10 protein-coding genes are annotated in these 12,307 nt (G+C 36.3%); 7 read left to right on the top strand and 3 right to left on the bottom strand.

Annotated elements, in window-relative coordinates:
* Positions 1-85: 85 nt before the first annotated feature.
* The 5 genes from argS (at position 86) to AAHH40_RS07080 (ending at position 5,054) form a co-directional block, all read left to right on the top strand.
* Positions 86-1,849, top strand: a complete 1,764-nt coding sequence (argS, locus tag AAHH40_RS07100) for an arginine--tRNA ligase (protein WP_342219973.1) — start codon at positions 86-88, stop codon at positions 1,847-1,849.
* Positions 1,849-2,523 (top strand): SPOR domain-containing protein, encoded by a 675-nt coding sequence (locus AAHH40_RS07095; RefSeq protein WP_342219972.1) that lies wholly within the window; start codon positions 1,849-1,851, stop codon positions 2,521-2,523. Before argS ends, AAHH40_RS07095 begins: the two co-directional genes overlap by 1 nt.
* A gap of 91 nt (positions 2,524-2,614) precedes the next feature.
* Positions 2,615-3,172, top strand: a complete 558-nt coding sequence (hslV, locus tag AAHH40_RS07090; RefSeq protein ID WP_342219971.1) for an ATP-dependent protease subunit HslV — start codon at positions 2,615-2,617, stop codon at positions 3,170-3,172.
* A 186-nt stretch (positions 3,173-3,358) separates the two neighbouring features.
* Positions 3,359-4,696, top strand: a complete 1,338-nt coding sequence (gene hslU, locus AAHH40_RS07085) for an ATP-dependent protease ATPase subunit HslU (RefSeq protein ID WP_342220817.1) — start codon at positions 3,359-3,361, stop codon at positions 4,694-4,696.
* A gap of 1 nt (position 4,697) precedes the next feature.
* The gene (locus tag AAHH40_RS07080; RefSeq protein WP_342219970.1) at positions 4,698-5,054 is read left to right on the top strand and encodes a DUF971 domain-containing protein; all 357 of its coding nucleotides are present in this window, start codon (positions 4,698-4,700) and stop codon (positions 5,052-5,054) included.
* Between the two features lie 44 nt (positions 5,055-5,098).
* Here the strand turns inward: AAHH40_RS07080 and AAHH40_RS07075 are convergent, their stop codons facing one another.
* Genes AAHH40_RS07075 through rsmI form a run of 3 tightly spaced genes read right to left on the bottom strand, consistent with a single transcriptional unit; the run spans position 5,099 to position 7,848 of the window.
* Entirely contained in the window at positions 5,099-5,749 is a 651-nt protein-coding gene (locus AAHH40_RS07075; protein WP_342219969.1) for a hypothetical protein, read from the bottom strand.
* 52 nt (positions 5,750-5,801) lie between these two features.
* The gene (gene tyrS / locus AAHH40_RS07070) at positions 5,802-7,007 is read right to left on the bottom strand and encodes a tyrosine--tRNA ligase (RefSeq protein ID WP_342219968.1); all 1,206 of its coding nucleotides are present in this window, start codon (positions 7,005-7,007) and stop codon (positions 5,802-5,804) included.
* A gap of 1 nt (position 7,008) precedes the next feature.
* On the bottom strand, positions 7,009-7,848 hold the full coding sequence (gene rsmI, locus AAHH40_RS07065; RefSeq protein ID WP_342219967.1) for a 16S rRNA (cytidine(1402)-2'-O)-methyltransferase: 840 nt from the start codon (positions 7,846-7,848) through the stop codon (positions 7,009-7,011).
* A gap of 81 nt (positions 7,849-7,929) precedes the next feature.
* On the opposite strand from rsmI, the gene AAHH40_RS07060 reads away from it, so the two are divergent.
* Positions 7,930-9,288: an amino acid permease gene (locus AAHH40_RS07060; protein ID WP_342219966.1), complete on the top strand. Its 1,359-nt coding sequence runs from the start codon at positions 7,930-7,932 to the stop codon at positions 9,286-9,288.
* 8 nt (positions 9,289-9,296) lie between these two features.
* Complete coding sequence (locus AAHH40_RS07055; protein WP_342219965.1) at positions 9,297-12,302, top strand: mechanosensitive ion channel domain-containing protein; 3,006 nt, start codon at positions 9,297-9,299, stop codon at positions 12,300-12,302.
* The last annotated feature ends 5 nt before the right edge of the window (positions 12,303-12,307 follow it).

Genomic DNA, 12,307 nt, shown 5'->3' with positions numbered 1-12,307 from the left:
AATGCGCATATCAGCTTATTGGCTATATTTTTCCTGAAGCGTATTGCGCTATAATCTCGTCCTTCTAACCTATTAGTTAATACTTATGAAGCGCATAGTGCAACAAGAAATCAAACACGCTTTGTTAAGCATGGGCGAATTGCCCTTACCTTCTTCGCTGTCTATCCAAGTTGATTATGCGAGAGAAAAATCACATGGCGATTTTTCTAGTAATATTGCCTTAGTTCTTGCGAAGAAATTACAAATATCTCCGTTGCAATTAGCTGAAGAAATAAAATCGAATATAGATTGTTCCTCAGAAAACTCCAAATTAGAAAAAATTGAAATAGCAAAGCCAGGGTTTATTAATTTCTTTTTAAAAAAATCTTTTTGGTATCCAGTTATCGAAGAAATTTTAAGCCAGACAAAACAATTTGGGGTTTCAAATTTAGGCAATAATGAGCCTGTTTTGGTTGAGTTTGTTTCGGTTAATCCCACTGGCCCTTTGCATGTAGGCCATGGTCGTGGGGCTGCATATGGGGATTCTATAGTAAGATTATTGAGAGCAGTAGGCTATCAAGTTTGCGCAGAATATTATATCAACGATGCCGGAAGGCAAATGGATATTTTGGCAACTAGTGTTTGGTTGCGTTATTTAGAGATCTGTGGAGAAAAATTTACTTTCCCTAGTAATGCCTATCTAGGAAGCTATGTTCATAAGATTGCAGAACAAATTTTTTCAGAATATGGTAAGAATTTCTTCAAAACCGTAGAGTTGGTATTTAAGGATGTCCCTATTGACGAGCCTCAAGGTGGTAATAAGGAACATCATATTGATGGTCTTATCGCCAATGCTAAGTCTTTATTAGGCCCGGACGACTACGAAAAGATATTTCATGCGGGTTTAAACTCTATTTTAATTGATATTAAAGAAGATCTGAGTGCCTTTAGAGTAAATTTTGATGAATGGTTTTCAGAAAAAAGTTTATTTGATACCGGTTTTGTCAATAAAACCATAAAACGTTTAACAGAAAGTGGAAAAACCTATGAAGCTAATGGAGCTTTATGGTTTAAATCGACAGACTTTGGTGATGATAAGGATCGGGTATTACTTCGCGAAAATGGACAGCCCACCTACTTTGCTGCAGACGCTGCTTACCGGCTGTGTATTTTAGAAAAACGTGGGTTTAAAAAAATAATTAATGTATTAGGTTCAGATCATCATGGCTATGTGCCTAGAATTCGCGCGGTTATCCAAGCTTTAGGTTTTTCCGCGGATAGTTTAAAGGCCTTATTAGTGCAGTTCGCTATTCTTTATCGCGGCGATAAAAAAAATCAGATGTCGACTCGTAGCGGAGAGTTTATTACTTTGCGAGAGCTTCGAGAAGAAGTAGGAACTGATGCAACGCGGTTTTTTTATGTACTACGACGTGCAGATCAGCATATGGATTTTGATCTTGAGCTTGCTAAGGAGCAGTCGAATGCTAATCCTGTCTATTACGTACAATATGCTTATGCACGAATATGTAGTGTCATGCGTCAACTCACTGCAAAACAGTGGACTTGGGATAAACCGTTAGGGATGAAGGCGATTAAAGAATTAAAGGAAGTACAAGAACTGGATTTATTAGTTTTACTAAATCGTTATCCCGAAATATTGGAGTTAGCAGCTATTTCTTACGAGCCGCATATCATTGCACACTATTTGAGAGATTTAGCGCAAGGCTTTCATGTTTATTATAATTCTTTTGTTTTTCTGCTCGAGGATGAACATTTGCGAAATGCTCGAATCAATTTAATTGTTGCAATTGCACAAGTAATTAAAAATGGCCTAGGCCTATTAGGTGTAGAGACTTTGGAAGTAATGTAATGGCAAAAGATTATGCGAAGAAATATACAAAATATAAATATCTCACTCCTAGACGTAAAAACCACCGTTATATTTGGGTGATGCTAGGAGTTTCAGTCGCTTTATTTATTTTAGGTTTATTTTTCCTCAAACCTATTCATAAAGGAAAACCCATTCAGTCTGCCGAAAAGATAGTCAATAAAAAGAATATCGAAGCACCCGCGCCTCAATCACCAGAACCAAAATTTGATTTCTATAATATCCTGCCTCAGGAAAATTCGAATTTATCATCAAATGTTGATTCTGCAATGAAGGAAATAGCTTTGCCCAATGATATGCGCACGTCTATTCATACTGATTCTGGGCATAGGCCCATAGATGCAATGTTAAGCCCAACCCCAGAGCAAGTAGCTATTGCTGAGGCTAAAAAGCAGTTGGAAGAAGAAATGGGCAAATTTAATAACGAAGTTTATATGCTCGTGTTGGGAAGTTTTACAGATCGAACTCATGCAGAACAGTTGCAGGCCCAAGCCCTGTTGAAAGGATTTTCTGTGCAAAAAAAAATCAGCTTAGTTAATGGAAAGCCAATATACCAGATCGTTATGGGACCCTCAGATTTAAATAAGCTCACGCAGGAAAAGAAACGATTAAATGAAGCCGGGTTAGCAGCCATTTTGATTAAAATTACCCCATAAACGGGGGGAGTATATTCTTTGGGACCCTTGAAAAGGGTAAGTTAGCCACCATAGTGATAGTTTCAAATACTACAAATTTAAAGGCTAAATAGTGCAGTCATTACATGGTACAACAATATTATTGGTTCGTCGTAACGGTAAAGTCGTCATTGGTGGAGATGGTCAGGTGACTTTAGGTAATGCGATTGTTTTAAAGGGAAATGCGCGCAAGGTTCGCAAATTATATGATGGACAAGTATTAGTTGGATTTGCAGGCGCAACAGCCGATGCGTTTACATTAATCGAACGATTTGAAAATAAACTAAAAGAATGTAATGGACGACTAGACCGAGCTTCGGTAGAACTTGCGAAGGATTGGCGTTCCGATCGAGTTTTACGACGTTTAGAAGCAATGCTTTTAGTTGCTGATAAAGAAAAATCTTTTATGTTAAGTGGAAATGGCGATGTCATAGAGCCAGAACATGATTTAATTGCCATAGGCTCCGGTGGATCTTATGCACAATCAGCGGCATTAGCATTATTTCAAAATACTAAATTCAATGCCCGTAGTATTGTTGAGAAAAGTTTAATCATTGCAGCTGATATTTGTGTTTTCACAAACCACCAACGTACCATTGAAGAAATTGATTCTGTGAACACTAAAAAATAATAAACTAACTATAAATTAATTACTTATTTAAAAATGAAAACTAATTTGTTCGACTTAATTGATACACCTACCGATGAAACCAATCAAGTTTCTGAGCTAACTATGATGGATGCTAATTTTTCAGAAGAGTTAAATCAAGCCAACAATGATGCGGATTTGCCTGTTGGAGTAGACTATTTAAGTAAAATCGATTTGACCCCTAAACAAATAGTGCACGAACTCGATCGTTTTATTATAGGGCAAAATGAAGCTAAACGAGCGATTGCGATTGCTTTGCGCAACCGTAAACGTCGTATGTTATTGGAACCTGTGTTAAGAGATGAAGTAACACCGAAAAATATACTCATGATAGGTCCTTCCGGCGTAGGTAAAACTGAAATTGGTCGTCGCGCCGCCAAAATTACGGGTTGCCCCTTTTTGAAAATAGAAGCTACCAAGTTTACTGAGGTAGGTTACATTGGGCGAGACGTAGATTCTATTCCTAGAGATTTAGTGGATTCCGCATTTAAATTTTTACGTGAAGAAGAGATTAATCGCCTTCAGCCCCAGGTTCTAGAGGCGGCGGAAAGTAAAATTATTGATAGCTTTGTTCCTCCGTCTCGCCCAGCAAAAGGTGAAGCGACGGATGAGCTTAAGAATAAAGAAAAATCTATAGCAAGAAATGTTTTCCGCAAGCAATTGCGAGCAGGACTTTTAGATGATAAAGAAATAGATGTAGAGTTAGCTGCTTTACCCGCTGGGGTCGAGATCATGGGCCCTCCCGGTATGGAAGATATGACTAACCAATTGCAAAATATGCTGCAAAATATTGGCACAGCCCGTACACGCACTCGTCGTATGAAGGTAAAAGATGCATTAGCTGTGATTCAAAAAGAAGAAGCAGGCAAATTACTCGATGAAGAAGATTTGAAACGTAAAGCAATAGAATGGGTGGAACAATACGGAATAGTTTTTATTGATGAAATCGATAAGGTATGTCGTCGAGGTGAAATAAGCGGTGCAGATGTTTCACGTGAAGGGGTGCAACGAGATTTATTACCTTTAATTGAAGGTTGTACTGTTTCGACGAAATATGGCATGGTCCGAACGGATCATATTCTGTTTATTGCAGCCGGTGCATTTCATTTATCAAAACCATCCGATTTAGTTCCTGAATTACAAGGTCGTTTGCCCATTCGAGTGGAGCTAAAGGCATTAACAGCAAAAGATTTTGAACGTATTTTAGTGGAACCACAAGCATCATTAATCGTGCAATATCAGGCTTTATTGGGGACTGAAGAATTAGAATTAGATTTTGATAAGCTTGCCATACAACGTATCGCTGAAATTGCTTATGATCTCAATGAAAAGACAGAGAATATTGGCGCGCGTCGTTTATATACTGTAATGGAACGTTTGCTGGAGGAGATATCTTTTGAAGCGACAGATTATACGGATAAAAAGGTAAACATTGATGTTAATTACGTAGATAAACATCTAACACCTTTAGCGCAAGATCAAGATACCAGTCATTTTATTTTATAACATGCTTCCTACTCCTAGCGATATAAAACTTCTACAGAAAACCCGAATATTAGAAATTCTGTTTGATAATGGTGAAAAATTTAGTTTGCCTTGCGAATATTTAAGAGTATTTTCGCCCTCTGCGGAAGTTAAGGGGCATGGATATGGCGAAGGAAAATTAGTTAGCGGCAAAAAAAATGTGAATATCATCAACATAGAATCAGTCGGTCATTACGCTATCAGATTGATCTTTGATGATAATCATCAGTCAGGAATCTATAGTTGGGAAACATTATATGACTTGGCTAAGCATCATGCTCAATATTGGGAGCACTACCTAAAACGCCTGGAATTAGCAGGTGCAAGTCGAGCAGGGTAAATAAGTTACTCTACGAATTCTAAGTTCCCCTTTAATTTTTTGATTTAGTTTTTAAAAGATACAGATATATCAACATGATTATAAACATAACAAGCACCTGCTACTGTTACACCTACTGCTGCAAATAAACCGGCCTTGATCATTGATTTATATTGCTTTTGAGAAGCAGATTTTTGTTCTTCAGCAAGGTGCACTTTGTCTCTATCCTTATAAAGAAATGACGGATACGCAGTATGATATTCACCCTCATCTAATTTATGAACTTTAAAGTGAACTTCAATCATTTCGATAGTATCATCATTATAAATTTCATAACACTCTACGTTAGATGTGCGCTGTTTTTGATCGTAAGAGTGATTTCTAAAAAGTAAGCCTTCTCCATTAATGGCAAGTGATTTTTGAGCTGGGCTATCTTCCAAAGCTTGTTTGATTTTGACCTTATAAATTGCGGGTTGTTTCATTACGTCATAATTCTCCCCTTCACGCAAACTACGGGAAACTTCTAAAGCATCTTCTTCTGTAAAAAATATTTCAATTTTTTTATTTTTTGGTGGAAAAGCCTCTATAATTTCTGTAAGTTTTATATCATTTCTATATACTTGATATAAACTAGTTTGGCTAAAGCTCCGTTCCTGTTCCGGAATTGTAAAAGCTATAGGGCTTCCTACAACATAGTAAAAGATATTGTCTGGCATATTTTTTCTTTTCCTTAAAAGATTTTAGGTTTCTTATTGGTATTCTACATTTTTATCGAGTTAAAACAATGACCTTAGCAAAGCGCCTTTTACCAACTTGGTAAATATGACTAGTGCCAGATTTAATTAATAATTTCTTGTCTTCAATTTTTATCGAGTCTATTTTAACAGCGCCTGCCTCAATTGATCGCAATGCCTCTGACGTACTTGTAACTAAACCTGCTTGCTTTAATAAGTTCGCAATCGATATATTCTCTCCAGATATGCCTATATTCAATTCTTTAATTTCTGAAGGGATAGCACCATCTCTAAACCGATGTTGAAATTCCTGTAACGCTTTTTCAGCATCTGTTTTGGTGTGAAAACGCTCAATAATTTCTAAGGCTAATTCAATTTTAAAATCACGCGGGTTGACTATTCCTTTCATTGCCTCTTCTTGCATCGATTTAATGTCATTTAAAGATTTTTTGAATGAAAGCAATTCAAAATAACGCCACATCAACTCGTCAGAAATCGACATAATTTTTCCGAACATATCGTTTGCCGGTTCATCGATAGCAATAAAATTATTCAGAGATTTAGACATTTTTTGGATGCCATCTAAACCTTCTAGCAAAGGCATGGTTAAAACTATCTGTGGGTTTTGTTTAAAATGTTTTTGTAATTCTCTTCCCAGTAATAAATTAAATTTTTGATCGTTGCCACCACATTCTAAATCTGTTTTTAAAGCGACAGAATCATAACCCTGAAGTAAAGGATATAAAAACTCATGAATGGCAATTGATTGATGCTGACGGTAACGTTGATGAAAATCATCTCGTTCTAGCATTCTTGCTACAGTATAGGAGGATGCTAGTTTAATTAGGTCGGTAACTGATAATTTTCCTAACCATTCAGAGTTAAATCGCACATTAGTCTTTTTAGGATCTAATATTTTATTAAATTGCTGTTGATAGGTTTTGGTGTTGGCTGTAACTTGATCCACGCTTAAGGGCGGGCGTGTTGCATTTTTACCGGAGGGGTCACCAATAAGTGCAGTAAAGTCACCTACGATAATATCAATTTCATGACCTAAATCTTGTAATTGACGCAGTTTGTTGATAAGTACAGTATGACCGAGATGTAGATCGGGAGCGGTTGGGTCAAAGCCCGCTTTAATGCGTAAAGGTCTATTTTCTTTTAATTTATGCTTTAATTCATCAACAACAAGTATTTCAGTAGTTCCTCGTTGAAAGATTTCAAAAGTATTATCATTCATATTATTTACCCGTTATAGCCAACGCCAAAGCGTATAATTTATTTTTTTTCTCATGAGTTATTTTAGCAGCTAGCGAAGTTGCTTGCTTAATCGGCAATTCATCTAATAAGATCCCTAAAATTCTCTGTGTGTCAATTTCATTTAGGCTTAGATACTCAGCTCCTTCCACTAGGACAACAAATTCTCCTTTTTGTTGATTTTTATCTGAGTTTAACCAATTTTTCAATTGTTCTAAATTATCTCCATGAATGGTTTCAAAGGTTTTTGTTAATTCTCTGGCCAAAACTACATAACGTTTGGGTCCAAATACAACAAGCATATCATCTATTAACTCTAGAATACGATGGGGTGCTTCATAGAATATAATTGTCCGTGTTTCATATAAGAATTCTAGCAATTTTTTTTGTCTGGCGATATTTTTTCCAGGTAAGAACCCTTCAAAAATAAATCTATCACAGCCTAAACCCGAAGCGCATAAAGCAGTTATTAACGCACAAGGGCCGGGAATAGGAATAACCGGAATTCCCTGTTGGTGAGCTAATTTAACTAAACGATAACCCGGATCGTTAATCAAGGGTGTTCCCGCATCACTAATCAAGGCGATAGATTGATTTTTTTTTAGGGAATCTAAAAGAATTTTGCTGGAAACGGTTTCGTTATGTTCATGTAATGAAATTAATGGTGTGGTAATACCAAAATGCTTAAGTAATTTTTGACTATGGCGAGTATCTTCGGCGGCAATTTGATCAACATTTTGTAAAGTTTCTATCGCTCTCGCGCTAAAATCTTCTAGATTGCCTATAGGGGTAGCAACTACATAAAGGCCGGGAATTTTAGGCATAAAACTTTTCGCATTAGGATATGAGATGGGTATAATGACACAGCGTTTTATTCTGCGCAAAACTCAGAGGTTAGATTCAAAATGTCCAAAAAGATGAAACAACAAAAATTAGGGCTGTGGATGTTAACCGCTCTAGTTACAGGTAACATGATAGGCTCAGGAATTTTCTTATTACCCGCTTCCTTGGCCGCCTATGGCAGTATTAGCTTACTTTCTTGGATCGCTACAGCGGTGGGCGCTTTGTTAATAGCATTAGTATTTGCTAAGCTAGCTAATGTGATGCCCCTTATAGGAGGGCCTTATGCCTATTGTCGAGAGGCATTTGGTGATTTTATTGGATTTCAGATGGCTTATAATTATTGGATTGCACTATGGGTAGGCAATGCTGCAATAGTTGTTGCTTTAACAGGATACTTAAGTTTTTTTTGGCCATTACTGGCTAAAAATGCACTATGGTCTTGTTTGGTGAGTATTAGTTTGGTTTGGTTAATGACATTTATCAATATTTTAGGTGTTCGGCATGCGGGCATTTTTCAGCTATTGACAACCATTTTAAAATTGATTCCATTATTACTTATTGCCTTTGTTGGCATTTTTTATATTCATCCCCATTTTTTGAGTGCATTCAATTTATCCGGTAAATCTAATTTAAGCGCATTTAGTGGCGCAGCAACGTTAACTTTATGGTCTTTTATCGGTCTAGAATCGGCTTCGGTCCCCGCGGGGCATGTAGACAACCCGACTCGCACTATTCCTAAAGCGACTATTTTGGGAGTAATAATCGCCACAGTTGTTTATATATTGAGTAGCATTGCAGTGATGGGGGCCATGCCGTTAACAGCGCTTGCGCATTCTAATGCTCCCTATGCCGACGCGGCAAACATCATGTTTGGACCCATGGGAAGTACTTTAGTGGCCATCGGGGCAGTTATTTCTTGTTTAGGTGCTTTGAATGGTTGGATTTTACTTCAAGGTCAAATTCCATTAGCGGCCGCCCAAGATAAACTTTTTCCGAGTATTTTTTTAAAAAAAACCGAAAATGGGACACCTATTGTAGGTTTAGTTATTTCTAGTGTTTTAATTTCCTTACTATTATTGATGACCTTAAATCATAGTTTGGTTAAACAATTTACAATTATTATCTTGTTAGCAACTTTAGCCTCGCTGATTCCGTATTTTTTAACTACGATGTCTGAGTTGGTTATCTTTTTTAAATATCCTGGGCTTTTTAAAAAAGGAAGAAAATTATTTGGTTCGGTCGCGATTGCAATTTTAGCTGGAATCTACTCTTTTTGGGTTATCATAGGTTCCGGTAAAGAAACGGTATTTTATGGGACATTATTATTACTTAGTAGCGCACCTGTTTACGTTTGGATGAAATGGCGCGCTTCTTCAAAGGACGTTATAAACGTAACTGAGCAACCTTTACCTTTACCCTGAGGCATAGTTTGTACAAACTATTTGTTTTTTTAGTTATTTTATTAGGCGGTTTTTATTCCCCAGCTTATGCTGAGCTTAATGGATCTCCTTTAGTGAATTTGACTCAGCAACAATTGGTTGCTGAGCAGACACGTAGTGATTTACTTAAAAGAAAGCTGCAGGGCTTGCGTAATGAGCAGAAAGCCGCTTTACCTATTATTAGCAAACAATCTCTAGCACACCTGGATTTATTGATTGCTATGGCAAAAGCTGATTTAGAAAGTATTAGCTTAAGCCTAAAAACAACCCAACAAACTACCGATTTGATCCAAGATTCTATTCGAAACACGCCCGATCAATGGGAAATTTCAACACCTGGCATATCTTCTTCCCAAGATGTTCAGCAACAACAGACGCAATTACAACAAACTTTGCAAGAACGACGAAATTTATTTAACTTACAGCAAAAGCGTATTAAGGTTTTGCAACGTGCACGTGATACTGTGCAACAAACTATTAATTTTGCTGAAGAATGGCGACAAAATTTACAAAGAAATTATCAGTTACAGCAACAAACGCATCGGCAAGAATCTCTAGATGTATTAGCCGGACGTCTACAACAAGATCAACAGAAATGGATGCAACGCCTAAATCAATGGAGTGAAGAATTAAAAAAGGCAGAAATAACCGGATTTATCAATAATTACGCTTATGATCAAATAGAGTTTAATATATTTGAAGCAGAAGAAAAAAATAATTTACTCGAGACAGAACTGAATACCGCTAAAATATCTAATAAATTACAAGATTTAGCTTCTGCATTTAATCAAAAATTATCCTTAAGCACACTCAGCAATTTGCAGCATCAAATTGAAAATCTAAGTGATCAAATCAATACTTCAACTAGCTTGTTTAATAATAAAATCAAATTTCTACAAAATTATTTGAGTTTAATCAATAAAGATCTCCAAGAGAGAGAACCTAATTTTGCGAATGATCAGGTAAAATTAGCCCCATTAAGAGAAATTATTCTTGGCTATCAACATTTGTTTGCAAAAATGCAACAATTGACCAAAGAAGCCGATGCGCAAAAAGTTCTTATAGCAAAACAATTAAAACTACAACTTGCAAATAGACAGGCTTTGCCAGGTTGGAATCTGAACGCTTGGATCGGTTTAGGCCAAACCATTTTTCAAATCCCACAATTAACGATAGATAAGTTAGCAGGTCTATATGAGCCTGTCTTCAATAAATTAGAATTAGTATCAAATTGGCAATGGTTCATTGTATTACTTGGCGTGCTTATCTGGTTTGCTACTTGGTTAAAACTAAGACGATTTTTAGCCGTGGATAGAGTACGTTTGCAACAACGTAGTAGAGGTTTTTTTTCAGCACAAACAGTAATAGTAGTATTGCAACTGCTACAGCGGCATTTATCCGGAATTATGTTATTGGCAGGTTTAATAGGATTATTGTTTTTATTAAATATATCTATTAAATTATTTTCTTTAATTATTAGTATGGGCGTTGTTTGTTTAATATTTAGCATAGTTATACAGCTTGCCCATATTTTATTGCTTGAAAATACCACCGATGAAAGCGGTCATGATGTCAAACTCTATTATCGCTTGCGAACCACTTTATTGATCGGCGGTATAGTGACCATAGCGACTATTTTAGTTAATCAATTACCCGTTAATTATGAAGTTCAGGATTTGTTTGGTCGTTTATTTATGTTGTTTCTACTCATTGTGGCTTTAGTTTTAATGAAAGGTTGGGAAGTTGTTCCTACATTGCTTGAACCTTATATAGAAAATAAACATGCTTATTTAAAACGGGTAATTCGCTGGTTAAGTTTCTTAATACCATTCAGTTTATTAACCAATGCCTTAATAGGATTAGTGGGTTATGTCGAGTTGGCTTGGGCTATTGCACACTATCAAGGTTTATTTTTAGTCGCTTTAACTGCTTATCTGTTGCTTAGGGGTCTTTTAGATGAATTAGTTCGCTGGGTCTCCGAGCAATGTATTCGCCATTTTAGAAATGGTTGGTTATGGAGCCAATCTTTATTGAAACCATTTCATCAAATTTTAAAATTAGCATTATTATTTTTATCAATATTGGGCTTATTTGAACTTTACGGCTGGGGAGATCGTATTCCTTTACTAAAGATGAGTCTTGCGAAATTACTTTCTAAGAAATTATTCGTTATAGCTAGTACGGCGATTGTGACTGGGTTAACAATTGTTCAATTAGCTGTATTGGTGGTGATATTAACTTGGATAGCCCATTGGTCTCGTGAATTCGCTTATCGTTGGTTGTTTGCTCATACAAAAGATCTTGGTTTACGTAATAGTTTAGCTATATTTACGCAATATACGCTTATTGCCATCGGAATTTTGGTAGGTTTAAATATTTTAGGCTTAACTTTGGGGAATATTGGCGTTATTTTAGGTGGGTTTTCTTTAGGTGTCGGTTTGGGTTTAAGAGATATATTTAATAATTTTATTACAGGTATTTTCCTATTGATAGAAAGACCAGTAAAGGTGGGTGATTGGGTTACAGTGGGAAATTATGATGGACAAGTATCACACATTGGTGGACGTTCTATTACTATAACTACAGATGATCGACAGGAATTATTAGTGCCTAATGCGGATATTTTTAGCAAAAATTTTATTAATTGGACGCATCGTGATAGCGTCGTTCGTGCTTTGGTGACCATTAAAACTAATCGAAAAGATAATCCACAAGGAGTGAAGGATATTATTTTAGAAGTGTTGGCCACGATACCTAAAATTTTAACAAATCCTAAACCAGAGGTTTATTTTAAGGAGATTGATAAAATTTTGTTAGAATTTAAAGTTGAATATTATGTTGATCTGAATCACATTAGTTCACGTTCGGGAGTTCGTTCGCAGTTTTTATTTAGTTTATGGAAGCGTTTTGCTGATGAAGGTATATTACCCCCAGAAGTTCCGCATGATGTACACCTTGAAGGTAAATTAGAGCTGAATTCCAATCCATCGGTTTGATTTTG

The organism is Rickettsiella endosymbiont of Miltochrista miniata (assembly GCF_964031245.1).
Lineage (GTDB): Bacteria > Pseudomonadota > Gammaproteobacteria > Diplorickettsiales > Diplorickettsiaceae > Aquirickettsiella.
The sequence above is the reverse complement of the archived record's forward strand: the minus strand, read 5'-3'. Positions and strand labels throughout refer to the sequence as shown.